We start from the raw sequence: 25,034 nt of genomic DNA on the forward strand, positions 1-25,034 counted from the left end.
CTAGCGATCTGCAGTGTCTGCCCTCAATCAGCGCGCTAAAAACTCTGCCCGGGTACGGGCGTCTTCTTTAAAGATGCCACCCAGCGCTGTGGTTTGCGTTTTAGAATTGACGTCCATTACCCCACGCGACTTGACACAATAATGCACTGCATCCATGGTCACCGCCACATTATCGGTTTCCAGTAAGGCCTGTAGTGCGATTAGCACCTGTTGCGTCAAACGCTCCTGCACCTGCGGCCGCTGCGCAAAAAAGCGTACGATACGGTTAATTTTTGATAAGCCAATGATTTTCTTGCCAGGAATATAAGCCACTGTCGCGCTGCCATCAATGGTAACAAAATGATGCTCACAGGTACTGGTAAAGCTGATATCTTTTACTTTTACCATTTCACTGACTTGCATCTTATTTTCAATCAGGGCAATTTTTGGGAAGTTGCTATACACCAGACCGCTAAATACCTCGTCAACGTACATCTTGGCGATACGGTGTGGCGTCTCACTTAAACTGTCGTCGGTTAAATCCAATCCCAGCGTCTCAACAATCTCGGTCATCAGCTGACTGATTTTTTGATACTTCTGATCGCGGGATAAGCCGTTATCGCGCATAGGAGTTTCCAGACCTCTGGCTTCCAGGGCACTACGCACTAACATTGCTTCTTCAGTTAACATACTTTTTTCCAACACCTGACTCTGATGCAGCTTCTACGCCCTAACCCGGCATCCAGTTTAGTGGCTATTGCACAATAACTGCTATTTTACACCCATAAAACACGAAAGCCCAGCAAAGCCGGGCGTGGGTAGGCTAACCGACAGGCTTACTGCACGCGGGCTAAGGCTTCCAGCAGCTCACGCGGCTCAACTTCAGGGCCATTTAAAGACTCATCCCAGTTAGTCCCAATCAACACACCGTCGTCGTACATTTCTTTTAACCAACCTTCACAAAACACATCCAGCGGGATGGCTTCCGGCTTATAATTTTCCCATTCGTCTGAGCAATGGGCCTGAGCGTCCGCTTTATTCGACCAGAACGGCATCACGTCAGTTTCTTCAAATTCTACCGATTCCACTACCAGTAAATCTTCACCATCCGCCAGGGTCCAGACCACCCCTTCGGTTTTAGCTTCTTCGACAAAACGCTGAAAACTTGGATCATGTGCAAACTCAGACATACCTAACCTGCTTTAAAAGAAATTCACCCTGCTATTAAAGCAGAGATCGGCAACGAAAAGCCAACTTTATTAGCAGTAATGCCCCTTGCCTACCCCCTGGCATGAAAATGACGTACAATCAGCCCGATGTATCAATCCATCTGAACGGTAATTGAAACCATGGCGCAATATATTTTTTCAATGTATCGGGTATCGAAAGTTGTACCCCCGAAACGTACCATCTTAAAAGATATCTCTCTGTCGTTTTTCCCCGGCGCAAAAATTGGCGTCTTAGGTTTAAACGGCTCAGGTAAATCCACGCTGTTACGGATTATGGCCGGCGTAGATAAAGAATTTGAAGGCGAAGCCCGGGCACTTAGCGGCACCAAAATTGGTTACCTGCCGCAAGAGCCGGAGCTGGATCCGAATAAAACCGTAAAAGAAATCGTCGAAGAAGCGGTAGCTGATGTGAAGCAAGCCTTCGCCCGTCTGGACGAAGTCTATGCCGCTTACGCCGATGAGAATGCTGATTTTGATGCATTGGCGCGTGAGCAAGGTGAACTCGAAGCCTTAATTCAGGCTAAAGATGGCCACAACCTGGAGAATACGCTGGAGCGCGCCGCAGATTCACTGCGTTTGCCGCCCTGGGATGCCAAAATCGAACATCTGTCGGGTGGTGAACGCCGCCGGGTCGCGATTTGCCGCCTGGTACTGGAACGCCCGGACATGCTGTTACTGGACGAGCCAACTAACCACCTGGATGCTGAATCAGTTGCCTGGTTAGAGCGCTTCCTGCACGACTACCCTGGCACTGTTGTGGCCATTACCCACGACCGTTACTTCCTCGATAACGTCGCCGGTTGGATTTTAGAGCTGGACCGCGGTGAAGGTATTCCATGGCAGGGTAATTACTCCAGCTGGCTGGAGCAAAAGGAAGCTCGCCTGGCGCAGGAAGAGAAGTCCGAGAATGCCCGCCAGCGCTCTATTAAGCAGGAATTGGAGTGGGTACGCACTAATCCGAAAGGTCGCCATGCCAAGAGCAAGGCACGGATGGCCCGCTTTGAAGAGCTGCAAAGCCAGGAATTTCAAAAACGTAACGAGACCAATGAGCTGTTTATTCCGCCTGGGCCGCGCCTGGGTGATAAGGTGCTGGAAGTTAGTCATCTGCGTAAAACCTTTGGCGATCGGGTGCTGATTGATGATTTAAGCTTTAGTATTCCGAAAGGCGCTATCGTCGGTATTATCGGTCCGAACGGTGCCGGTAAATCGACATTGTTTAAAATGATCACCGGCACCGAACAAGCAGATGGCGGCAAGATTGAAGTAGGTGAAACGGTACAGATCGCCAGTGTCGATCAGTTCCGCGATAAGATGAACCCGAAAAACACGGTCTGGCAGGAAATTTCCAACGGTCAGGATATGCTGCAAATCGGTAACTTCCAGATCCCAAGCCGGGCTTATGTCGGTCGCTTTAACTTTAAAGGCAATGACCAGCAGAAATTTATCGGTGAGTTATCCGGCGGTGAACGTAACCGGGTGCATTTAGCGGCGCTGCTCAAAGCCGGCGGCAATATGCTGCTGCTGGACGAACCGACCAACGATCTGGACGTGGAAACGCTGCGGGCGCTGGAAAACGCGCTGCTGGATTTCCCGGGCTGTGCCATGGTGATCTCGCATGACCGTTGGTTCCTCGACCGTATCGCCACCCACATTCTGGATTACCGCGATGAGGGTAAGGTGAACTTCTTCGAAGGTAACTACTCGGATTATGAAGCCTGGCTGAAGCAAACCTACGGCGCGGCGGCATTAGAGCCACACCGGATTAAATACAAGCGGATCTAACCACCGCCCTTTCTTTGACGCCTGCGCTTGCAGGCGTTTTTATGTGCGCCCAGCATGGGCGCATTCTTGGAGGTGCAAGTCCTCCCATAAGCTGGCTACAGCGAATGAAGTGAAGCGCAACTGCAGAACGGCGACGGACTGTGGGGAGGAAGCGTGGAGCGAAACTGCGAGCCGATGAACAAGAATCGGATATGAGGCGTGACTGAGCAGGGCGAGCAGGCATAATTCTGCGAAGCTCTTGTAGCCAAAGCTTTGTGACGTAAATCCGGCGGTTGTGCAGTGAAGGAATGCGTTCTTACCTGGGGAGATCTCGCCTCATGCCTGAAAGGGCGACGTAGTGATACGGAGCGAGAAGTCAGCAGAGGCCGTAGTAGTGGATAACACGAAGGGCCGAACGAGAAGGAGTGTGAAACGCGTTGTTGATGAATAACGTCATGCATCAGATGTCCAAAGAGTTGGAGCGAGGTAAGCAAAAGCAAGGTGAAGCCTTGTTGATGCCTACCCGTGATGAAACGGTATTCCCGCAACAACAGTTCAAACACACAGGGCAAAGCTTGCTTGAGCAGGCGCTTGCGAGGGAGAACATGCGCTTAGCGTGGCAACGCATTAAAGCGAACAAAGGTAGCGCCGGAGTAGATGGTCTGACGATAGCACAGACGGCAGAGCACCTTAAGGTGCAGTGGCCGGCTATCAAAGCGCAGCTGCTAAACGGCAGTTATCGTCCACAACCGGTACGCCGGGTCGGTATCCCGAAGAGTGATGGCACCGAGCGCGAGCTGGGTGTCCCAACGGTGACGGACCGACTCATCCAACAAGCGTTACTTCAGGTACTGCAACCGAAACTGGACCCACAGTTCAGTGAGCACAGTTATGGCTTCAGACCTGGCAGACGGGCCCAGAGCGCGGTATTAGCCGCGCAACGTTATGTGCAGGAAGGCTACCAGATAGTCGTTGATGTTGACTTGTCGAAGTTCTTTGACCGGGTGAACCATGACATTCTGATGGACCGACTGAGCAAACGGCTGGACGATAAAAGCGTACTGCATCTTATCCGGGCTTATCTGAACGCCGGCATCATGGCTAATGGCGTGGTGATAACGCGCCAAGAAGGCACACCACAAGGTGGACCGCTCTCGCCGTTGTTGGCGAATGTGCTACTGGATGAGGTTGATAAAGCCTTAGAGCAACGCGGCTATCGGTTCGCCCGTTATGCAGACGACTGCAATGTGTATGTCCGCAGTCAGAAAGCGGGAGAGCGGGTGATGGCGTGGCTGCGCAGGCTTTATGCGAAACTGCGTTTGCAAGTGAATGAAAGCAAAAGTGCGGTAGGCAGCGTGTTTGGCCGAAAATTCTTAGGGTACAGCCTGTGGCGAACCCGAAGAGGCGAGGTTAAACGCGCGGTATCTGAAGCGGCACTGATGCGTTTCAAAACACGGGTAAAGCAGTTAACACGCCGACAGACAGGGCGCAGCCTAAGTGAAGTCATTGCTGGGTTACGTCGCTATATGCTGGGTTGGAAAGGCTACTTCGGGTTATCCCAAACGCCCTACATCTGGCAAAGGTTAGATGAATGGATAAGACATCGTCTGAGAGCTATTCAGCTAAAGCAGTGGCGGCATGGCAAGCGCGCGTATGAAATGGTACGCAAGCTTGGCGGCACAGAAAATGTCGCCAAGCGGATTGCCGGAAACTACCGAAGTTGGTGGCGAAACAGCCAGATGTTACTCCATACAGTACTGACGATAAGCTACTTTGACAAACAAGGTCTTATAAGACTCTCATGACCTCAACTTCTCGAACCGCCCGGTGCGGACCCGCATGCCGGGTGGTGTGGCAGGGGCCAGTCAGTTACACTGACTGCCCCTATGCCGATTTGCGCCCGGCATGGACGCCTTTTGGCACTGCGGCCCTTGCCAATTGCAAAAAAAAGCGCATAGTAATTGATAATCATTATCAAATAAGGAGTTCATAATGAAAAGCCTGCTTATCGCGACCTTAGTGGCAACCCTAAGTTTGACTGCTCAGGCCTCTGAGCGCCCGGCGCATTTTAAAGGCGCGGAAATCAGTTCTGCGCAACAAGCGCTGAGTGTGCTGCAAGAGCAGAATAGCAAGCTGGCAGCCTTACTCGCTGGCGAGCTCAATCCAACCAGCATGACCGAAATTCATCAGCTAACCTATACGCTGGAAAATGCGCTGGCCAAATTACCCGCCGCTTCGGATGAGATTAAAGAAGTACTGGAAGAAGTACATCAGGGCTCAGAAACAATGGACTATCAGCGGGTTAAGGATAATGGCGCCTATTATCTGCAACTGGCAAAAGCCCTGTTAAAATAGCACGCTAGTTATATTCTCCCGACAGCTTGGCAGCAAGCTGTCGCGGCCGCTACAATGTCACCGCCTTAGTCTGATCCCGTGCTGTTATGACATCTTTGCAACTTGTTAGCTGGCTTGTCTTTATTGCTTTGTTGCTGCGCTTTTACCCGAAAGAGCTACTGCCACGTTTGTTGCACGTCCCGGGATACCAGCCGCTAGTGTTTGGCTCTGCTGTCGCCCTCACCTTGCTGTGGTCAGTCCGTGCCGGTATTGAATCAGGTCTGGAATTGTTTTTTCTGGGCATCACCACGCTGGTGTTGTGTCATGGCTGGCGTATTGCGATCTGGATCTGTTGCCTGCCGCTGCTGTTACTACTGGCCTTTGGTATTGTCGATTGGGCCGATGGCGGCGTCTTTGCGCTGACGACCTTTATCCTGCCGGGCCTATTCAGCTATGCCATCTTTGCCTGGTCGTATCACTATCTAAGCCGGCACCTCTTTGTTTATATCTTTGTCGCCGGTTTTATCAGTGCCGCCCTGACCATCAGCCTGAAGATCCTGCTGACCTCGCTCTGGTATTACCTGCAGCAAGACTATAGCTGGCATACCATCTACCACAATTATACCCAGCTGGCGTTACTGATCTGGTTTGGTGAAGCCTTACTCAATGGCATGGCCATCACCCTGATGGCGGTATACCGGCCACACTGGCTCAGAACCTTTTATGATAACGAATACCTGTCACCCGACCGCTAAAACAACGATAGCCACTCCTCGCCAAATAAAAGACTAAAAATTAGCCAAAATCACGATATTTTAGCAATAAGACTGTTACCTAAGGTGGCAGCTGTTTGTGCCACCTTAGAAATATCATTAATTTTCATAAAGTTAATAAAAATTAAAAGTTGGCATATCGCTTGTAATAGTTAGGTCGTAGTAAACCACTAACCTTTAACTAAGCGAGAGAGATATGAAAACTGTAACTAAATTGATGATGGCCACTGTACTGGGTTTAACCTTAGCGGCACCTGCCAGTGCCAACAGCCTGAATAACCTGAGCGAAATGACCAGCGACCTGCTTAGCCGCCAACTGATAGAGGTGCGCGAATCGATCAAGGTGCAAACCAAACAGGCGCTGGAAAATAGCGTGCGTCTGGTCGCTGAACAAATGAAACTAAGCCAAAACACCGAGCAACAGGCAGAACAGACCGTTAGCGCAGAAACGGCTAACACAGCGGCCCAGCCTAAGGCGGAATAATGCCTTATTACAGCAGCAGGCGGTTTAGCAGTACGCCTTCAGGCCCCAGCGGCATCAGATTCGCCGGGGCCTGTCAGCCGCAATCTTAACCTTTCAATACCGTCGCCACGGCTTTGGCGAAGTAATCAATATTGGCATGATTTAACCCGGCAATACTGACCCGGCTTGACCCCACCATATAAATGCTAAATTCATCTCTTAGGCGATCAATCTGCGCTTTGTTAATACCGAGGAAACTAAACATACCGTGTTGACGGGCAATAAAGCTGAAATCCTGCGTAATGCCTTCGGCGGCAAACTTATCGATAATTAACTGCCGGTAGTTATTGATCCGATCGCGCATTTCCGCCAGCTCCTGATGCCAGAGTGCCGTTAATTCCGCACTGTCCAGAATATGGCTAACGATAATGGCACCATGTGCCGGTGGCATAGAATAGATCGAACGGACCACGCTCAGCAGATTCACTTTAGCCAGCTCCATCACCTGACTGTCAGCAGAAACGATACTCACGGCACCGATACGCTCACGGTACAAGCCAAAGTTCTTCGAACAGGAGCTACACAGCAACAATTCAGATACCCGTTCCGCCAGATAACGCAGGCCCTTTGCATCTTCATCCAGGCCGCTACCAAAGCCCTGATAGGCCATATCAACCAGCGGCGTAAAGCCGCGCTCCAATGCCAGCTCGGTAAAACGCTGCCATTGCTCAAAGTTCAGATCCATACCGCTTGGGTTATGGCAGCAGGCATGTACCAGTACCACATCGCCGGCGGGTACTTGCGCCAGTTCAGCGAACATCTGCTCGGTCTTCAGGCCCTTGGTATCATAATCGTAATAGGCGTACTCTTTAACTTTTAAACCCGCCGCCTGAAACAATGAAATATGGTTAGCCCAGGTCGGGGTAGTGACCCAGATGGTGGCATCAGGATTAGCGCGCTTAATAAACTCGGCCGCCACCCGCAACGCACCTGTGCCGCCAGGCGTATGCGCTGTAGTTACCCGGTTTGCCAGCAACACCGGATGGCTATTACCAAACGCCAGCTTTTCAATATGGGCGTTAAAGCCCAGATCACCGGCCATGCCGATATAGGTCTTGCTGTCTTCCTGTTTCAGGCGCAGTGCTTCTGCTTCCTTAACGCACTTCAGCACCGCCGTATGGCCCTGCTCGTCTTTATATACCCCAACACCTAGGTCAACTTTCAGTGGATTCGGGTCTTCACGGTAAGCCGCCATCAGACCCAGAATAGGATCAGTGGCAACGGGTTTTAACTGAGCAAACATAATGTTCTACCTGGATTATTGTGCTAATAAAAGGCCATCTTATACGGCCGGTAAATAGTCCGGAATGGTCAGACACACCGCCACCAGTAACGCCAGCGCGCGCTGATCAAATACCTCTGCTTGAAAATCTTCGGCATCGACAATGCCCAGTATTCTGCCCGATTGCGCATAGAGTGGCAAACAGGCTTCGGCCTGGACTTTCGGATCACACGTATAGTATTCGCCACCCTGTTGTAAATAACTGGCGACACTGTTAATCACCCGCGCTTTGCCGCTTAAGCCAACACTGCTGTTGTTACTGATGGTGGCAAACTCAGGGGTGAGAGGGAACTCGGCGCGCGAGGGCGCACCAAAGTAGCTGAGTTTGACCAATACCGCTTCGCCAGCTGGATTGGGTCGCGCCTGGTAGATACCAAACCAGGCCACGCCGGCCTGCTGTTGATAAAAAGCGGTAATTTGGCTGAGCCTGGCCAGTGCTTGTTGATTCGCCGCCGTTTGACCGCCCAAAATAGCGGTTAAATCATAAGGCTCGGCTGCCAACACGCCAAATAATGAACAGGCCCCACCCTCGCCAAGCTCGGGCACCTGGTACTGCCAATTTACCGTTGGCGCCGAGACTTGCTCAAGGTACTGCCGCAAGGCCTGCTGTTGCTGTGCTACCGCGGCAGCAAAAGCTGGCGTTGTCAGCTCGGTTAAGCCACTTAACTGCAGATACTGGGTCAGAGAGACAGAGTTACTCAAAATATAGCCGTCCAGATTTCTAAAATAATGGGCATCATTCTACCAGAAGCCACTAAAAAACCAAGCTGACCACAGAAAAACTTGCCTCTGTTCATCGCGCTCAGTAAGCTCTGCGCTATTCAAACTGACAAGCCATTTTCCGATGAGTAAGAAGATCTCGCTTGCCGACTGGCAAGCTCAACTTGGCGCCAGCACAGGCGCGGAGCCTACGGCGCCAGCCCATGCTGATAGCGATCTGGTTTATTCTACTGCCAGTGGTCGTATTAACAGCAAGGCAGCGCCAGAAACCCTGGGTACCGCCTACGCCGATGGTGCGCTGCGGGTAAGACGTGAGACCAAAGGCCGGGGCGGCAAAACTGTGCTCACCATAAGTGGTATAACCGGCAGTGCAGAGCAACTGAATGCCCTTTGCTCTGAGCTAAAAAAGAAATGCGCCTGTGGTGGTGCGGTAAAAGATGGCGTGATAGAGATCCAGGGCGATAAACGCGACCAGGTTACGGCTGTACTGCAGCAAAAAGGTTATCAGGTAAAACAGGCCGGTGGTTAGCGGACCTGCAAGTTAACAGTAAAACGGCAGCCAAGGCTGCCGTTTCCAGACTGCTGACAAAGTCCTGGACGCCGATCCAGGACTTTGATCTAATAAGGTTAGTTGATTTGAAGGCTAACCATCATGCTCAAAACTCCCTCTCCTCAACAATATCAGTTAGAAATGGTCACGCTCGAAGAGCTGGTACCGAAGAACCATTTGGTTCGCAAGGTCGATGCCGCCATTGATTTCGAGTTCATTCGTGCTGAAGTCGAACATCTCTACTGCAAAGATAATGGCCGTCCGCCGATTGACCCTGTCCGTTTGTTTAAGATGATGATCCTCGGCTATCTGTTTGGCATTCCCAGTGAGCGTCGTCTGGTACAGGAAATTCAGGTTAATGTGGCTTATCGCTGGTTTTTGCGGATGGGATTAACCGAGAAAGTGCCTGATGCCTCCACGCTGAGCCAGAATCGTATTCGTCGTTTTAACGGCACGGATGTGTTTCAGCGTATCTTCGACCGGATAGTTGAACAGGCGTATGAGCAGCGTCTGATTGGTGGTCACACGCTTTACACTGACAGCACACATTTAAAAGCCAATGCCAATAAGCGCAAGGCGGTGAACAAAGAGGTGGCGGTCAGTGCATCGGCGTATATCGCTGAGCTCAACAAGGCGGTTGAAGAGGACCGGTTAGCCCATGGCAAAGCGCCACTGAAGCAAGATGACTCGAAGGAGCCCGAAACCAAAAATCAAAAGGTCAGCACAACCGACCCTGACAGTGGCTTTATGACGCGGGAAGGCAAACCACAGGGCTTCTTCTACCTTGACCATCGCACCGTGGATGGCCGCCACGGCATCATCACGGATACCTTCGTGACGCCGGGGAATGTGCATGATAGCCAGCCCTATCTGGCCAGATTAGACCGTCAGCTTGAGCGCTTTAAGTTTAGTCCGATAGCCGTTGGTTTGGATGCGGGCTACTTTACTGCACCGCTTTGCCATTTAATCCGGGAGCGGCAAATTGCACCGGTTATTGCCTACCGTCGTCCCAATGTCACCGCTAATCCGATTAAGAAGAAGCAATTTACCTACGATAAAACAACCGATACCTATCGTTGCCCCCAAGGTGAAATCCTGACTTACAGCACGACAGACCGTCAGGGCTACCGGCATTATCAATCTAACCCTAAAGTGTGTCAGGATTGCCCGCTACGTCAGGACTGCACGAAGAACAAGCAGTATAAGAAAACGATAACCCGGCATGTCTGGGAAGAGGATAAAGAGCATGTGAGTGGTTTGCGGCTGCTGTCGTGGGGTAAGAAGATTTACAACCGACGAAAAGAGACGGTTGAACGCAGCTTCGCAGACGCAAAACAGCATCATGGCCATCGCTATGCACGGTTCCGTGGTCTGGCGAAAGTGCAGATGCAGTGTTTACTGGCGGCGGTAGCGCAAAACATCAAGAAAATGGCCTTGCTGGCCTTTTTATCGCTTTTTTATGGCCTGAAATCGGCACTATACACCTTTGCAGAGTGCATTCTGCGGCATAACAAATCCGAGATTCAATACTGCCAGATTTAATAAAAGAAAGCAGAAAACACAGATCAAAAAAGATCAGAATCCAGAAAACACAAACCCCGGCCAAAAAACCGGGGTTTGTCATTAATCTGAAAACGGCAGCCAAGGCTGCCGTTTGTGTTTAGGGCTTATTACTCGGAATTATCCGGCCGGCCGAAAACGCCGGTGAAGAAACTCTGTTTCCGCCACAGCGGCCGCTGAGCGGTATTCGCAACATCCAGCGCAATATTAAAATTAATATTGGTAAAGACCGCGCCGGCATCATAGCGGATCGGGCCGTAGTCCCGTTCCAGACTCGGAATATCATCTGAGGGCTTATGATAGTGCTTGGCAAAGAAACTGCCCCAGATCTTACCACCATCCTGAGTCGGATCCTGCGAGGTAAAACCCGTCATTAAAAAGACCGCCGGCACACCTTGCTGCACTAAACGGAAATGGTCAGAGCGGGTAAAAATCGCCTGCTCTGGCATCGGATCGGCACTCAGCTTAATGCCCTCTTTTGCTGCCGCGCTGGCGACAACATCACCCAGCGTAGAATGATTGGCACCAAAAGCAATCAGATCAGCAAACGGATATAGCAGTACCGGCATATCCAGATTGACGTTCGCTACCAGCTTTTCAATCGCCAGCGGCGGATTCCTGGCGAAGTAATCAGCACCCAGTAAGCCCTTCTCTTCGCCAGTCAGCGCAGCAAATAAAATTGAACGCTTCGGCGCCTCAGGCAGGGCGGCAAATAAGCGCGCGGTTTCCAGTAAGATCGCGGTACCGGCGGCATTATCCATAGCACCGTTATTCACTTTATCACTGGTACGTAAGTCGTTAGCCAAACCAATATGGTCTGAGTGCGCGCTTAACACCACGACCTCGTGTTTTAACGTCGGATCTGAACCCGGCAGCAGCGCCAACACATTAGGACTGCTAATGCTTTGATGGCTGCTTTCGCTTTGCAGATTAACAATACCGTTCAGGGCAAAACCTTGCGGCATGGCATCCTGTTCCAGTTGTTGAAAAATCTCATCCAGTGCTTTGCCACTTGCTGCAAACAGCGCCTTCGCCGCCTCAGGATGTAAGTAAGCACTCCCTTTTAATTGGGCAAAGCCGCGCCCCGGTTCGCCGGCTTCATTAAGCCAGGTCATACTGGGCGTATTTAAATATAGTAAACTGTTGGCATAAGGCCGGGTTTGTTCCTGCTGCGGGGTATGTACGGTTAAAATCCCGACGGCACCGCGCTCAGCGGCAAATTCCGTTTTCATACTGCCAAGGTAAGCGCGCTCTTCACTGGGTAGACTGGCCGGCAGGCCTGCCAGCATCACCACCACCTTACCTGCAACATCCAACCCGGCATAATCATTTAACGCAAAGGCATCAGACACCAGACCATAGCCAACAAACACCATCGGCGCACTCAGTGCTACTGAGGTTTGCTGTAAACTGGGCCCCGTAAAGAATTGCTGCGGATAGCTGAGCTCTTCTGTCTTATCAGCAAACTGAAAACTCAGCTTGGCACTACCAGGCACTAATAATGCCTTACGCAGTGGCACCTGCTGGTAATATCCACCATCCGCTGCGGCGCCCTTCAGGCCCAAAGCCCGGAACTGCTCGGCAATATAGAGCGAGGCAATCTCGTGGCCGCGGCTACCGGTATCCCGCCCTTCCAGCAAATCATCGGCCAGAAAACGTAAATGGCTTTCAATTTTAAGCGGGTCCGCTTTAGGCTTAGAAAGCGGTGCAGGCTTACCGCATGCCAGCAGCGTCAGAGCGGCAGCCAGCACCAGCATTACAGGTTTTTTCATTGGGTTGTTCTCTTCTACATCAACAATTTAAAAACAAAAAAGGTGCCAGAGCGGCACCTCAGAACTTAAGCGCCGGTCTCAGGGCTGGGCGCTTTGGCTTGGCTGCTGATAACGCTGTTGATAGCGCCGATGCAGTTGCTTGTGCCGGTTATCTAAATCCACACTACGGCCGTCGATCCACATCTGTTCAACCTGATGGCCGCGATAATCAAAGATATCACCGCTGGATACCACCAGACTGGCGCTTTTACCAACTTCAATCGACCCTAAACGGTCGGCAACGCCGGCAATGGCAGCGGCATCCAGCGTCAGGGCACGTAGCGCCTCGGCCTGATCCAGACCATAGCGGGTAACATGACCGGCAGCGAATACCAGGTTCCGGGTATCCCAGAAACCATCCAGCGACAGCGCGAATTGCACCCCGGCGCGTTTTAACACGCCCGGCGCACTAAAGGCCTGATCGTAGGCTTCATCGCCACGGGTTGGCAAACCATAGGGCGCGGTATAGATCACAGCGACCTTATTCGCCGCCAGCTCATCGGCAATGCGCCAGCTATCGCGCCCACCAACAATCACCAGCTTGACACCATACTGCTGAGCTAACAGCATCGCCTGGCGCATTTGCCGCGGGTCATCAGCATGCACAAACAGCGGTAATTTGCCTTCGAAGAAGCTTAACATCGCATGCCAACGCGAATCCCGACCACGATTCAGGCCCGCTTGCTCAGCCAGGTAATAGGCATGGGCGGCGCTGAAGTAATCCTGCAGCTTTGCCAATTGCTCTGCCTGACGTTTTTGCTGCTGCTCGACACTGTCACGCACCCACCAGCCGGTTTGAATCCCCATCCGCGGCCAACTGACATGTAAGCCAACACTGGACTGCACCAGCGCGTCCTGCCAGTTCCAACCATCCAGTTGCATCAGGGCTGAGCGCCCGGTGATCAGCGAGCCGGACGGGTAAATCAGGCTGTGACTAAAACCATTGCTCCGGATCGTTGGGATCACGACCGAATCGGCATTAAAGGCCACTTCAGTGCGTAGATCCGGATTGGTCGCGCTGATTTCCCGATCGTCACGGGTAGCCCGTACCGCTTCCACCTCAATCAAGCCTAGTTGATTAATCAGCGCAATCAGTCCCGGATACAGGTTCTTGCCGCTAAGATCCTGCACTCTGGCATTGGCAGGTGCCGTCAGGTTAGTACCGACGGCAGCAATTTTGCCATCCTGAATCAGCACATCCTGCACCGCAGGTGCAGCAACCACAGAGTGCACAGTAGCGTTTTTTAGTAACAAGGGTTCAGTCTGTGCCGTACCCGGGACCGGATTCACCGCACCAGCACTGCCGGCTGCCAGCACACAGGCGGCAGCCAGTAAGGATTTAATCAGTTTCATCAGTGTTGTCCTCCGTGGGCATGACCATGGCTATGTAAATGGTCGCCAAAACCAAAACGCAGTTTCAGCCAGTCGTCGTTATCCTCACAATGCCAGATCGGATCGTCCTGTTTGTAACTGTTAGTACTGCCCTGACGTGCCGATTCACCGGCGGTCAGCACTTTTTGGATCAGCTGCTGGCGCTCGTTTTCCAGTTGCTCACGCTGTGCCAAGTCGCTATTACGGTCAAAGTAGCGAGCGCCTTCAATCCAGGTTTGCTGTACCACACTGTAAACCGACAGCGGATGCTGGTCCCACAGCACAAAGTCGGCCTGCATACCCTCAGCGATAGACCCGACTTTGTCGTCAATCTTCAGCTGTTTGGCCGGATTAATAGTGACCATCTTCAACGCTTCATGCTCATCCATATTGCAGTACATGGTCGACTTGGCCGCTTCCTGATTCAGCCGGCGCAGCAGGCCCGGATCATCAGAGTTAACACTCACTAACAAACCCTGCTCATGCATCAGACAGGTATTGGTTGGGATGGCATCATTCACTTCCATCTTAAAGCCCCACCAGTCGGCGAAGGTTGACACGCTGGCACCGTGTGCCTGCATCTCACTGGCCACCTTATAGCCTTCCAGAATATGGGTATAGGTATTGACCTTAAAGCCCATCTCATCGGCAACTTGCATCAGCATCAGAATTTCTGAGGCAACATAAGAGTGGGTATGGATATGGCGTTTTCCTTGCAGAATTTCGACTAGCGTTTCCAGCTGATAATCACGCCGCGGTGGCACGGTGCGGCCCTGCTCGCGACGCGACAGCTTGTTGTAAGCCTGCCAGGCAGCCTGATACTCTTTTGCGGCCTGGAACTGGTCGCGGATAAAGGTTTCAACGCCGATGCGGCTTTGCGGATAACGGGTATTAAATTCCGTGCCCCAGTTTGACTGTTTCACGTTTTCACCCAGTGCGAACTTGATGCTCGGTGGCGCGTTACGGAACTTCATGCCCTCGGCATCCGCGCCCCAGCGTAAGCTGATAATCTGCGCCCGGCCACCAATAGGGTTAGCACTACCGTGCAATACCTGTACCGTGGTTACACCGCCTGCCAGGGCACGGTAGATATTAATATCATCCGGATTAATCACATCGCCCAGATGCACTTCAGCAGTATTGGCATGCGAACCTTCGTTAACGCCCTGCTCAGTAGCAATATGCGAGTGCTCATCGATAATACCTGGGGTTAAATGTAGTCCGGTCGCATCAATGACACGGTAGCCTCGCGGCGTTGTCAGATTCTGGCCAATCTTCTCAAACTTACCGTTACTGACCAGCAAGTCAGTATTTTGCAGTACACCAGCGCTGCTTGCGGTCCAGATAGTGGCATTTTTTATATGCAGTTTTTCCGCAACCGGCAAGGCGCTCAGACCAAAGGCACGGTTTGGATAGGTCAGTCTGGAGACTTGCGTTGCCGGCTCTGCAGCCGCTTTGGGGGCCTTGGGCTCTACCGCACTGCGTTGCAGTGTCAGCGGTTGCTGCTTACCGGTGGCATCCAGCCAGTAGCCGCTTAACTGCTCGCCAGTTAAAACACCATTAAACTGCAGCACTATCGCCTGCTCAGTTAAGGCTTTTAACGGCAAACTAAATTGCAGCCGCTGATCTTGCACCCGCAGATGCTCCAGTTTCGCTTTTTTCTCACCCAGTACTGCTTCACCTGCAAGCTTGGGAGCTGTGCCGCTGATCGTGATATCGATGCTTTGACCGTCGAGATTAAACTGGTACTTGCCGGCAAAAACCGGCGGCTGCACCGGCGCAAAGCGGTTTTCCTGCCCGCGCAGCCAGGTTGCGACAATTTCGCCCTCGGCGAACAGGTCACCGCGGCTGATCACCAGATCAGCCTGATAGCCCGGCGCCACCTTACCGAGTTGTTGCCCCAATCCCAATAGATCTGCCGGCACAGTGGTCAGCGCGGCCAGCGCCTGTTGCTGACTTAGGCCATGCTGCACCGCTTTACGCAGATTGGGGATAAAGTCGGCTTTCTTTGTTAAACCATGACTGGTAAAGGCGAAGCGCACACCCGCTTGAGCCAGTACCGCCGGGTTCGCCGGTGCCCGTTCCCAATGCCGTAAATCTGCCAGATTGACGTCCAGTCGCTGCTCAGCGGTCGTGACATCCGGCGCAGCCGGGAAATTGAGCGGTAATAGTATCGGCTTGCCGGTCGCTTTAATCTGCTCCAGCCGGCTGTACTCATAACCCGAGCCCAACAATAAGGCATTGCTGATATCAAATTCGGCTAATAAGCGGCTGGCCCGCAGCAAAGAGCGCTCATCGCTGGTATCGAACAATACGCCCTGCTGCTTTATCGTCGCCAGACCCGCCAGAGCGGCATTAAACTCCAGCGGCTGACCATTGACAGTAGTCGCTTCGCGCGAGGTCGCCGCCTGATACCAATTGGCATCGGATAAGGTCTGACGGATCAGCGCAATAGAGCCCATCAAAGACGAGGGATAGGTTTGTTTCGAACTACCCTTGCTAAAGGCCATAAAATGCTGCGCATCAGCCTTTAGTACCAGATTATTGGGTAAATCATCAGCCAAAGAAGCAACAAAAGCCGTACCGCGGAAAATGCCATCCTGCCGCGCACTTTGTACCACGGTAATACCCTGTTTCAGAAAGTCAGCAGCGGCCTTACTATCCGGCTTAAACTGGGTTACCCAGCGCTGCTGCGCATGGATCGCATCATTGGCAGCATTACCACCACGGCGCTCGTTTTCATACACCGGGCGGCGGCCAAAACTAAAACCTTCCCCCTCACCTGCCTTTGGCACCCCATACTGAGTATAGGGATCAATAAAGCCGGCATAGACCGTATAACCGCTGAGATCCCGCTGCTGATAGCCCGCAGGCACCCGGCCATTACTACTGACGGCCTCAATTTTACCATCCCGGATCAGGATGGTAGCGCCGGTTAGGGTTTTACCGGGTTCAGTTTGCACAGTGGCATTGGTCAGCGCGACCAGATTTGGTGTTTTATCGCGGATCCCAAGCTGCGGTGTTGTCTGAGCCGCGATACCGGCAGCACTATAGCCACCGAGTAATGCCAGGCTCAGCAAAGACAGGCGAGCTGATATCATAACGTTTTCCTGAGTGAAGCGGGGTTTACCCCTGCGTATTTATAGTAAAAGTAAGGTGGCTTAACTCCTGCTCGGCCAGCGGCATACTGTAGTAGTAGCCCTGTACCAGATAGCAGGCATTTTGCTTTAAAAACTCGGCCTGAACTTCTGACTCTACCCCTTCCGCCACCACCCGCAGTTGCATCTTCTGCGCCATAGCGATGATAGCAGCCACGATATCCATATCGTTTTGATCGTCAGGAATATCCTTTACGAAAGAGCGGTCAATTTTCAGTTCATCAACCGGAAAGCGTTTTAAATAATTAAGCGAGGAATAGCCTGTACCAAAGTCGTCAATAGATAAAGAGACACCGAGACGTTTTAACTGATTTAGCTGTTTAATAGCCGCATCTATGTCGCCCATTAACATACTCTCTGTGATTTCAAACACCAAATAAGCTGGATCGACGCCTGTGCGCCGGATAATTTGTTCGATTGTTTGTGTCAGTTGTTCATCATGAAATTGTCGTGCAGATAAATTTATTGACACACTTACTGCATATCCACGGCTATGTTGTCTGGCTAAAAAGCGGCACGCCTCTAGTATAATCCATTCGCCTATTTGGACTATCAGGCCGGTACTCTCAGCAATATGAATAAAACGATTGGGCGGGACCAGGGTATTATCTGGGCGCAACCAGCGAATCAGGGCCTCGTAACCAACTAACATATCGGCAACTAAATCAATTTTAGGCTGGTAATACAGCAGAAATTGCTGCTCTCGGATCCCTTCACGAAGTTGACTTTCAATTAATAAACGTTCATTTGCCGCTTCATTTAACTGTGGTGAAAAGAAGCGATAAGTATTTTTGCCGCGGGCCTTTGCTTCATACATAGCGAGATCAGCATGTTTAAGTAATAACTCCTCATCGACAGCATCATCTGGCGCGACCGTAATGCCAATTGATGCACTGATCGAAACATCCTGCGCACCTAATCTGACCGGATTTAAAAATGCCTGTTGCAGTTTCGAGGCAATGGACCCCGCTTGTACCTTATCTTTAATATCACTCAAAATCACCGCGAACTCGTCCCCCCCCAAACGAGCAATCAAATCATCATCACGTAATCGGCTTTTTAACCTTCTGGCAATTTCTATCAGTAACTCATCACCGGCATCATGACCTAAAGTATCATTAATTAATTTAAACTCATCTAAATCAAAATATAACAACGCAAAACTGTAGTAGCCTCGTTGCGACATTGATATCGCTTTGCGTAACTGATCTCGAAAATAACTGCGATTTGCCAGGCCAGTTAATGCATCGTAATAGGCCAATTGCTCCATTTTTTTCTGGCTTTGCTTGATGAAAGAGATATCCTGCAAAGTAGCAACATAATGTGTAACTTCCGCCTTCTCATCTCGGATGGGCGCAATCGCTAATGACACCCATTTAGTCGATTCTTCCTGCGGTATGACTTTTAATAACAAGTCACCATGCCAATGTTGACGCATTTCAAGTGCTTTTAAGATTTCATCGCTAAGCGGTTGCATATCGGCAATGAAAAAATCAAACAGTAAAGTACCTTGCCAGTTTTGCTTGGGCTGTTCTAACATCATCTCCAGATAGGGATTAACATACTCAACTTCCAGATGCTTGTTAGTTATCGCAATACCAGAACTTGAAAACGATACTGCTTTACTCAGCTTCCGGGCTAACAGTTCAGCTTGTTCCTTTTCATTAATCTTTAGCTGTAAACCATCCACCAGCTGATTAATTTCGTTAGACATTCTGACAAAGGCGCGATTTAACATCCCCAGCTCATCCGGTTTGAAATCAAGGAAATAGCTGTGAAGTTCCCCATGTCCCAAGCGCTCAACCGCTAAAGATAATCTCTTCAAACGTTTTAACAGTATTTGATGCATTAACAGGTACAAAAAAAAGCAACGTGAGTAAAAAGGCAATCGCGATAGTAAGCGACAGGGCTTTTAATTGGTAAGCACCTAACATACTTAGCAATTTATCGCGCTCTTGAAACAATACAAGATACCAGTCAAGTTTGGGAATGGCTGTAACTGACGTTAAATATGATGGTGCTAAATCCATTAATTCTGCAGCTGAAAGTCGGTTGGGTAGACCTTGCGCCACCAGCGCTAGCTCTGGATCTGCCGGAACGGGTCCGCGATACAGGCTTAACATTCTTGCCTCGCGATCTAAGCGATAGGCATCTAACACCCGTCCCTGACTGTCGAGCATAATGCTGCGATTAAATGAACTCCAATAGCCAATATTACTGCGGTTAGCAAGCAAATCATGTAACTTTAGGCTAAATGCCATTACACCGAGAAATATATCTTGCTGATAGACTGGTATCAGGATGGATACCTGCCAACTCTGCCAGATATCATCATAATAGGGTTCGCTCCAACGGATCTTCCGTTCCGGGTTGGCTTCTGGTGTTACTCGCTGGAACAGCATATTATCCCGGATCGCGAAGTCTGGATTAATGTGCAATGCCCACTCCGCAGGAGCAACCCGCACGTAATTATCCAAAGCCAAGAACAGTACACTCGAAAAATCTTGTTGCAACAATGGCATCATTTGCTGCCATGCAAGCGCTGTGGCGGCTACTGAACGCCGCAAGTTTCCGCTATTTTCAAAGCCTGGAGAGTAAAGTCCCGACCATTCATCAATGGAGCGAATTGACGTCCCTGTAATTATTGGGCTCTGCACACTATAGAGCTTAGCATTACTCTCGCTTAGGGTACGTACCAGAATCTGCTGCGCCCGAACAGCTTTTTGTTCCAGCTCATTTAAATAGCGATCAAGTTGCTTTTGATAGTTTTCTGCCGTTCTGTTGATCGCTTGTTGCTGTTGTTGCAGTATCAAACTTTGATGGTAAGAGGTAAAGGCGTAAGTAATGACCAAACCACAGCATAGTACGGCCAAGAATACTAACAGAGAAAATTTCAGCCCTAGCGAATTAATCCCTGTTACTTTATGCTGGTTAAGATCCTTCACCTATATGACTCGCAACTGTTATAGTGAGACCAAGTGCCTTAGTCAGGTACACTCGAGACGGTATTTTACTTTACCTTGTTTTACGATAATCGAATAGAAGAGACTATACAAATGAACAAAGTACTAATTACCACTTTACTCAGCAGTTTGTTGGCGATTCCAGCTATTGCCAACACCGCCTTTACCAACGGCAAAGACGCTGTGAGTTACCGCCAGGCCAGTTTCCAGTTGATCCGCCATAATATGGGCGATATTCAGGATATGATCCGTGGTAATGTTGCCTTTGATGCAGAACGGGTGCAACGCCGTGCTGAAGCCCTGGCATTACTGAGTCAGTTACCCTGGGAAAGCTTTACGGTACCCGGTGCTCAGGAAGCTGGCGGCAAGGTTAAGCCTGCCATCTGGAACAACTTGCCGGAAGTTCAGGAGCGCGGCGAAAAACTGGCTGCTGACGCTGCAGCACTGTTAGCTGCGGCGAAAACCGCTGAACAGGCAGAAATTCGCAAAGCCTTTGGTGACTTTGCCCGTAACTGCAAAGCCTGTCACGACAAATATAAAGCGGATTAACCGCAGTTTACGTCTGACCAAGAGGGGCAGTACTCGGCACTGCCCCATGTCGACTAATCATTATTAGATAAAACGCAGTAATACTGCGCCCTGCCAGTAATAAAACAGCGCCAGCAAGGCCGCTACCAGCACAAAGTAGCTCCAGCTGGCACGCAGCTTTGGTGCATCATTGCGATTCGCTGTTTTACTGTAGCCACTTAACATCGCCCAAATCACGTTATCGTAGCGAATACTGTGCCAGAGTGCGGCCAGAATATGCACCGCTACGCACAGTAGGATCAGATCAATATTCAGCTTATGAATTTTTGATGCCAGTGACACCCATTCTTCTGATAAATAGCGTACCAGCGGGCCATCACTGATATAGCTATTATCAAAGGTCGCCAAACCGGTCAGTAATTGCAGACTCAGCAGCAGTATCAATGCCAGGATCATATAGCCTCCCGCCGGATTATGCCCCAGTACCGGTACCGGTCGCCGTAAATAGCGCACAGCCGCCAACGGCGACGCAACAAAGTGACTAAAACGGGCACTGGCACTGCCATAAAAGCCCCAGCAAATACGGGCGATCAGCAAGGCCGCCAGCGTATAGGCCAGTAGCTGATGCTGCGCCATCAGGCCTTCATTACCGGTATACCAGAGCCCAGCCAACAGCACGACTTGTGACCAATGGAATACCCGCACCGCTAAATCCCAGACTTGTACCTTGATCAACATTGAGCTTTCCTTTTGTTGTGCTAACCTTTTGATTTTATACCAGCGGATTAGAAAGATGAAAATATTAAGCTGGCTGTTTGCGCTACTATTACTGCTGATTTTAGTCTGTTCCGGCAGCCTGTATCTGTTTTTACGGGGCAGTTTACCTGACTATAACGGCCGCTATCAGGCGGCAGTGGCGGATCCCGTTACCCTGGCACGCGATGCTCTGGGCTACCTGGTGATCCGTGCAACGGAGCGTACCGATGCCGCCTACGCGCTAGGCTTTGCCCATGCACAGGAGCGTTTTTTTCAAATGGATGTCAGCCGCCGTTTCGCCGCCGGAGAGCTCTCTGCGTTATTTGGCTTACGTGCACTGGCTCAGGACCAACAGCAAAGACCCCACCTATTCCGTCGTCGCGCTGAGCAACTGCTAACCACACTACCGGCAGACGAATTGCAATTGCTGGCAGCTTATAGCCGTGGCGTGAATGAAGGTCTTGCCAGCTTAGCCCGCCCGCCTTTTGAATACAGCTTACTTAAAGCCGAACCTGAAGCCTGGCTGGAAGCCGATACCTTACTGGTGATCTATAGCATGTACTTGGATTTACAGGGCAAGGCAGGGCGTGACGAATATGCGATGACCAAGCTCAGTGCTGCCCTGCCCGCAGACTGGTATCAGTTTCTGCAGCAACACAGTGCCGACTGGCAAGCAGCCATTGATCAGAGCCGGGTTAACGCCGTCCCGGTACCCGATAGCCCTTATCCGGCGATCTTAAGACAACAGCTAAGCTGCAGCCATTGTGCCATTAAAGATGCCACTGACCTTGGCAGCAATAATTTTGCCGTAGCAGGCAGCGCCACCCCGCACGGTGCGGCTATTCTGGCCGATGATATGCACCTGTCACAGCGGGTACCCGGGATCTGGTACAAGGTACAGCTGAACTGGCAACAACAGGGACAAAGCCGGCAAGTCACGGGTTTGAGCTTACCCGGTACCCCGGCTATCGTCGTTGGCTCCAACGGTCATATTGCCTGGGGTTTTACTAATTCCACCGCAGACTGGCATGATCTGGTCAAAGTGACCTTGTCAGAGGACCAGCAGCAATATCTAAGCCCCCTGGGCTGGCAAGACGTAAAGCACTATCAGGAGCAGATCCACATTAAAGATGCCCCGACTGAGCAGCTAACGGTGCTTTACACCGAGTGGGGCCCGCTGCTCCCCTTTCCTGACGAGCAACCTTATGCGCTGCGCTGGATTGCGCATCAACCCTATGCGGTAAACTTTAATCTGCGGCAACTGGAAGTCACCACTGGCGCAGCCGAGGCCTTAGCACTGGCACCGACTATCGGCATTCCAGCACAGAATCTGTTAGTCGCAGATGCCGCCGGCAATATCGGCTGGACAGTGTTTGGCCCGATCCCGGAACGTCAGCTCGCCGACTGGGACACCGCTCAGGTCTGGCATCAGGGCAGCAATTTTTGGGGAGAGATACTGCAAGCCGACGCTTATCCCCGCGTCCTTAACCCGGACTCTGGCCATCTCTGGTCTGCTAATGCCAGAACCATAGGGGGAGATGCCTATCATCTGATTGGCAATGGCGGCTATGATTTAGGCGCCCGAGGCCATCAGATCGCCAGCAGCCTGCAGCAGTTAAGCGACGCCGACGAAAATGCTCTGCACCGTATTCAACTCGACCACCGCGCGGTGCTGTTAAGCCGCTGGCAACAGCTACTGTTAACCGAACTCAGCCCTGCTCTGGCAGCAGAAACGGGATTAAGCGATTTTCGTCAGTATATTGCCGAGTCCTCAGATTACGCCGCACCGGATGCCATAGGTTATACCCTGCTGCGGCAATTCCGGCTTAGCATGCTGGAGCTGACTTTTGCCCCCATTGCTGCGCTACTGGAGCAAGCCGGCGCCCGCAGCAGCGATCTAAAATATTCGATGGAAACCCCGTTCTGGCTGCTGTGGCAACAGCAGCGTCAGGACACCTTACCGGCGTCCTATAGCAGCTGGCAAGACTTGCTGTTAAGCGCCGCTCAGGATAGCCAACAGAAGATCCTGGCGCAGTATGGCAGTTTACAGCAGGCCAACTGGGGCAAACGCAACAGTGCGCGCATCGAACATCCGCTGGCTTCAGCCATACCATTGCTTGGCCGCTGGCTGAATATGCCCGTTACGCCGCTGGCCGGCGACAGCCATATGCCGCGGGTACAGCATGCGGCCTTTGGTCAATCGCAACGTATGGTGGTGGCCCCCGGCCAGGAGCAAAACGGCATTCTGGTGATTCCGGCCGGGCAATCCGGGCATCCGCTGTCACCCTTTTACCGGGCGGATCATCGTTACTGGCAAGCAACGATAGCGCTACCCTTTTTACCGGGGCCGGAAAAATATCAGCAACAGTTGCTGCCGGCCCCTTGACTTTGGCCATCCAGACGGATTATGGTGCTGGCATGAAAACAGTATCAGTTGTGCTCGGTTTTTTTAGCTTTACCACCTTAGCGAGGAGGTAGCTGACCGTGCGCGCGCGTTAAGCAGAAACCTCCCAAGTCGGGAGGTTTTTTTTTGAATCGTTTTTAATAGCTATCAGTACAGAGGCCGTTATGAAATTAGATCAGATCAGAACCGCGATCAGCGATACCGATCAGCAGTTATTGGGGTTACTGGCAAAAAGGCGTGCGCTGGCATTGGCCGTCGCCGAAGCGAAGTTAACGCAGAACAAGCCCATTCGCGATCAGAAGCGGGAACAGGAATTATTACTGTCGCTGATTGAGCAAGGTAAGCCGCTGGGACTGGATGCGCAGTATGTGACACGAATTTATCATGTCATTATCGAAGACTCAGTGCTGCAGCAACAAGCTAAGGTGCAGGGCCAGTTAAATGGTGAACATACCCCGGCAGTAAGGGTAGCCTTCCTCGGCGGTCAGGGCTCGTACAGCTATTGGGCAACGCAAAAATACTTTACCCGCCGCGCCGAACGCATTATTGAACTGGGCTGTGACAGCTTTAATGACATTGTCAAAGCGGTGGAAACCGGCCATGCCGACTATGCGGTATTGCCGATTGAAAATACCTCATCCGGTTCTATTAACGAGGTGTATGACTTATTGCAGCACACCCGCTTATCGATAGTCGGCGAGTTAACCCATCCGATCGAGCACTGCTTGCTCGGCCTGCCCGGTACTGACTTAAGCAAAGTACGCCAGGTCTGCTCCCATCCGCAGGTAATTGCCCAGTGTAGCCAGTTCTTACTGGGGCTGACCAACGTTAAAATTGAATACTGTGAAAGTTCATCCGCCGCCTTTGCCAAGGTCAAAGCGTTACAGGACCCTGCTATTATCGCGATTGGCGGCGAGGAAGGTGGCAAACTCTATGGCCTGGAGGTATTAACCCGCGAACTGGCGAATCAGAAACAAAACGTCAGCCGCTTTATTGTGGTCGCCCGCAAACCGGTGCAGGTGGCAAAAGCGATCCCGGCCAAAACCACCTTTATTATGTATACCGGCCAGCAACCCGGCGCTCTGGTTGAAGCGCTGCTGGTACTGAAACAACATGGCATCAGTATGAGCAAACTCGAGTCACGCCCTATTCCGGGTAATCCGTGGGAAGAGATGTTTTATGTCGATGTCAGCGCCAATCTGAATGACTACGCGATGACCCGCGCGCTGGAAGAACTGAACAATCTGACTAAGTTTGTCAAAGTGCTGGGCTGCTACCCGAGTGACGAGGTCACGCCAACTGAGATCCAGGCATAAGTCTGAACAGCCAGGC

General features: G+C 51.3%; 20 protein-coding genes. 10 read left to right on the forward strand and 10 right to left on the reverse strand.

Translation table 11 applies throughout. The features are described 5' to 3' along the window. Positions 1–27: 27 nt before the first annotated feature. A complete protein-coding gene (gene folE / locus AJE_RS03945) occupies positions 28–669 on the reverse strand; it encodes a GTP cyclohydrolase I FolE (protein ID WP_008949772.1) in 642 nt (213 codons plus the stop codon). Positions 670–815: 146 nt separating this feature from the next. Next, the gene (locus AJE_RS03950; RefSeq protein WP_008609864.1) at positions 816–1,169 is read right to left on the reverse strand and encodes a DUF2750 domain-containing protein; all 354 of its coding nucleotides are present in this window, start codon (positions 1,167–1,169) and stop codon (positions 816–818) included. A gap of 159 nt (positions 1,170–1,328) precedes the next feature. On the opposite strand from AJE_RS03950, the gene ettA reads away from it, so the two are divergent. The 5 genes from ettA to AJE_RS03975 all read left to right on the forward strand — a co-directional run bounded on the left by ettA (position 1,329) and on the right by AJE_RS03975 (position 6,560). Further along, entirely contained in the window at positions 1,329–2,990 is a 1,662-nt protein-coding gene (ettA, locus tag AJE_RS03955; RefSeq protein ID WP_008949773.1) for an energy-dependent translational throttle protein EttA, read from the forward strand. Positions 2,991–3,412: 422 nt separating this feature from the next. Beyond that, positions 3,413–4,774, forward strand: a complete 1,362-nt coding sequence (gene ltrA, locus AJE_RS03960; protein ID WP_237709278.1) for a group II intron reverse transcriptase/maturase — start codon at positions 3,413–3,415, stop codon at positions 4,772–4,774. Positions 4,775–4,961: 187 nt separating this feature from the next. After that, positions 4,962–5,324, forward strand: coding sequence for a DUF6746 family protein (locus AJE_RS03965; protein WP_008949774.1), 363 nt, complete (start codon positions 4,962–4,964; stop codon positions 5,322–5,324). 86 nt (positions 5,325–5,410) lie between these two features. Then, complete coding sequence (locus tag AJE_RS03970; RefSeq protein ID WP_008949775.1) at positions 5,411–6,058, forward strand: energy-coupling factor ABC transporter permease; 648 nt, start codon at positions 5,411–5,413, stop codon at positions 6,056–6,058. A 214-nt stretch (positions 6,059–6,272) separates the two neighbouring features. Continuing rightward, a complete protein-coding gene (locus AJE_RS03975; RefSeq protein WP_008949776.1) occupies positions 6,273–6,560 on the forward strand; it encodes a hypothetical protein in 288 nt (95 codons plus the stop codon). Between the two features lie 85 nt (positions 6,561–6,645). On the opposite strand, the gene AJE_RS03980 is transcribed toward AJE_RS03975, so the two are convergent. Both AJE_RS03980 and AJE_RS03985 read right to left on the reverse strand, forming a co-directional pair. Next, positions 6,646–7,842, reverse strand: coding sequence for an amino acid aminotransferase (locus tag AJE_RS03980; RefSeq protein WP_008949777.1), 1,197 nt, complete (start codon positions 7,840–7,842; stop codon positions 6,646–6,648). A 39-nt stretch (positions 7,843–7,881) separates the two neighbouring features. Beyond that, the gene (locus AJE_RS03985) at positions 7,882–8,583 is read right to left on the reverse strand and encodes a GAF domain-containing protein (protein WP_008949778.1); all 702 of its coding nucleotides are present in this window, start codon (positions 8,581–8,583) and stop codon (positions 7,882–7,884) included. A gap of 142 nt (positions 8,584–8,725) precedes the next feature. Between AJE_RS03985 and AJE_RS03990 the strand changes: the two genes are divergently transcribed. Together AJE_RS03990 and AJE_RS03995 are read left to right on the forward strand one after the other, a co-directional pair. Next, positions 8,726–9,130: a translation initiation factor gene (locus tag AJE_RS03990; RefSeq protein ID WP_008949779.1), complete on the forward strand. Its 405-nt coding sequence runs from the start codon at positions 8,726–8,728 to the stop codon at positions 9,128–9,130. Between the two features lie 123 nt (positions 9,131–9,253). After that, complete coding sequence (locus AJE_RS03995) at positions 9,254–10,693, forward strand: IS1182 family transposase (protein ID WP_008949780.1); 1,440 nt, start codon at positions 9,254–9,256, stop codon at positions 10,691–10,693. 128 nt (positions 10,694–10,821) lie between these two features. On the opposite strand, the gene AJE_RS04000 is transcribed toward AJE_RS03995, so the two are convergent. The 5 genes from AJE_RS04000 to AJE_RS18725 form a co-directional block, all read right to left on the reverse strand. Then, the gene (locus AJE_RS04000; RefSeq protein WP_008949781.1) at positions 10,822–12,483 is read right to left on the reverse strand and encodes a M28 family metallopeptidase; all 1,662 of its coding nucleotides are present in this window, start codon (positions 12,481–12,483) and stop codon (positions 10,822–10,824) included. 78 nt (positions 12,484–12,561) lie between these two features. Further along, positions 12,562–13,875 (reverse strand): amidohydrolase family protein, encoded by a 1,314-nt coding sequence (locus AJE_RS04005; protein ID WP_008949782.1) that lies wholly within the window; start codon positions 13,873–13,875, stop codon positions 12,562–12,564. After that, positions 13,875–16,994, reverse strand: coding sequence for an amidohydrolase family protein (locus tag AJE_RS04010; protein ID WP_008949783.1), 3,120 nt, complete (start codon positions 16,992–16,994; stop codon positions 13,875–13,877). The genes AJE_RS04005 and AJE_RS04010 overlap by 1 nt, the downstream gene beginning before the upstream one ends. Positions 16,995–17,019: 25 nt before the next feature. After that, complete coding sequence (locus AJE_RS18720; protein ID WP_237709294.1) at positions 17,020–18,900, reverse strand: putative bifunctional diguanylate cyclase/phosphodiesterase; 1,881 nt, start codon at positions 18,898–18,900, stop codon at positions 17,020–17,022. Next, positions 18,851–19,996: a cache domain-containing protein gene (locus AJE_RS18725; protein WP_237709295.1), complete on the reverse strand. Its 1,146-nt coding sequence runs from the start codon at positions 19,994–19,996 to the stop codon at positions 18,851–18,853. The genes AJE_RS18720 and AJE_RS18725 overlap by 50 nt, the downstream gene beginning before the upstream one ends. Before the next feature lie 111 nt (positions 19,997–20,107). Here AJE_RS18725 and AJE_RS04020 point away from each other — a divergent pair, with 111 nt between their 5' ends. Further along, positions 20,108–20,563, forward strand: coding sequence for a c-type cytochrome (locus tag AJE_RS04020; protein ID WP_008949784.1), 456 nt, complete (start codon positions 20,108–20,110; stop codon positions 20,561–20,563). Positions 20,564–20,626: 63 nt separating this feature from the next. Here AJE_RS04020 and AJE_RS04025 read toward each other — a convergent pair whose 3' ends face one another. After that, positions 20,627–21,280, reverse strand: a complete 654-nt coding sequence (locus AJE_RS04025; RefSeq protein WP_008609846.1) for a cytochrome b/b6 domain-containing protein — start codon at positions 21,278–21,280, stop codon at positions 20,627–20,629. Positions 21,281–21,335: 55 nt separating this feature from the next. Here AJE_RS04025 and AJE_RS04030 point away from each other — a divergent pair, with 55 nt between their 5' ends. Both AJE_RS04030 and AJE_RS04035 read left to right on the forward strand, forming a co-directional pair. Continuing rightward, positions 21,336–23,684, forward strand: coding sequence for a penicillin acylase family protein (locus tag AJE_RS04030; RefSeq protein ID WP_008949785.1), 2,349 nt, complete (start codon positions 21,336–21,338; stop codon positions 23,682–23,684). A gap of 182 nt (positions 23,685–23,866) precedes the next feature. Beyond that, the gene (locus tag AJE_RS04035) at positions 23,867–25,018 is read left to right on the forward strand and encodes a chorismate mutase (RefSeq protein WP_008949786.1); all 1,152 of its coding nucleotides are present in this window, start codon (positions 23,867–23,869) and stop codon (positions 25,016–25,018) included. Positions 25,019–25,034 lie beyond the last annotated feature (16 nt).

It is taken from the genome of Alishewanella jeotgali KCTC 22429 (genome assembly GCF_000245735.1).
Lineage (GTDB): Bacteria > Pseudomonadota > Gammaproteobacteria > Enterobacterales > Alteromonadaceae > Alishewanella > Alishewanella jeotgali.

What these genes read in the sequence shown, in the direction of transcription:
- AJE_RS04035 (WP_008949786.1), top strand. Translation starts at nt 23,867, where the DNA reads ATGAAATTAGATCAGATCAGAACCGCGATCAGCGATACCGATCAGCAG.
- ltrA (WP_237709278.1), top strand. Translation starts at nt 3,413, where the DNA reads ATGAATAACGTCATGCATCAGATGTCCAAAGAGTTGGAGCGAGGTAAG.
- AJE_RS04005 (WP_008949782.1), bottom strand. Translation starts at nt 13,875, where the DNA reads ATGAAACTGATTAAATCCTTACTGGCTGCCGCCTGTGTGCTGGCAGCC.
- AJE_RS04010 (WP_008949783.1), bottom strand. Translation starts at nt 16,994, where the DNA reads ATGATATCAGCTCGCCTGTCTTTGCTGAGCCTGGCATTACTCGGTGGC.
- AJE_RS18720 (WP_237709294.1), bottom strand. Translation starts at nt 18,900, where the DNA reads ATGCATCAAATACTGTTAAAACGTTTGAAGAGATTATCTTTAGCGGTT.
- AJE_RS03950 (WP_008609864.1), bottom strand. Translation starts at nt 1,169, where the DNA reads ATGTCTGAGTTTGCACATGATCCAAGTTTTCAGCGTTTTGTCGAAGAA.
- AJE_RS03990 (WP_008949779.1), top strand. Translation starts at nt 8,726, where the DNA reads ATGAGTAAGAAGATCTCGCTTGCCGACTGGCAAGCTCAACTTGGCGCC.
- AJE_RS03965 (WP_008949774.1), top strand. Translation starts at nt 4,962, where the DNA reads ATGAAAAGCCTGCTTATCGCGACCTTAGTGGCAACCCTAAGTTTGACT.
- AJE_RS03995 (WP_008949780.1), top strand. Translation starts at nt 9,254, where the DNA reads ATGCTCAAAACTCCCTCTCCTCAACAATATCAGTTAGAAATGGTCACG.
- AJE_RS03980 (WP_008949777.1), bottom strand. Translation starts at nt 7,842, where the DNA reads ATGTTTGCTCAGTTAAAACCCGTTGCCACTGATCCTATTCTGGGTCTG.
- AJE_RS03970 (WP_008949775.1), top strand. Translation starts at nt 5,411, where the DNA reads ATGACATCTTTGCAACTTGTTAGCTGGCTTGTCTTTATTGCTTTGTTG.
- ettA (WP_008949773.1), top strand. Translation starts at nt 1,329, where the DNA reads ATGGCGCAATATATTTTTTCAATGTATCGGGTATCGAAAGTTGTACCC.
- AJE_RS04000 (WP_008949781.1), bottom strand. Translation starts at nt 12,483, where the DNA reads ATGAAAAAACCTGTAATGCTGGTGCTGGCTGCCGCTCTGACGCTGCTG.
- AJE_RS04030 (WP_008949785.1), top strand. Translation starts at nt 21,336, where the DNA reads ATGAAAATATTAAGCTGGCTGTTTGCGCTACTATTACTGCTGATTTTA.
- AJE_RS04025 (WP_008609846.1), bottom strand. Translation starts at nt 21,280, where the DNA reads ATGTTGATCAAGGTACAAGTCTGGGATTTAGCGGTGCGGGTATTCCAT.
- folE (WP_008949772.1), bottom strand. Translation starts at nt 669, where the DNA reads ATGTTAACTGAAGAAGCAATGTTAGTGCGTAGTGCCCTGGAAGCCAGA.
- AJE_RS03975 (WP_008949776.1), top strand. Translation starts at nt 6,273, where the DNA reads ATGAAAACTGTAACTAAATTGATGATGGCCACTGTACTGGGTTTAACC.
- AJE_RS04020 (WP_008949784.1), top strand. Translation starts at nt 20,108, where the DNA reads ATGAACAAAGTACTAATTACCACTTTACTCAGCAGTTTGTTGGCGATT.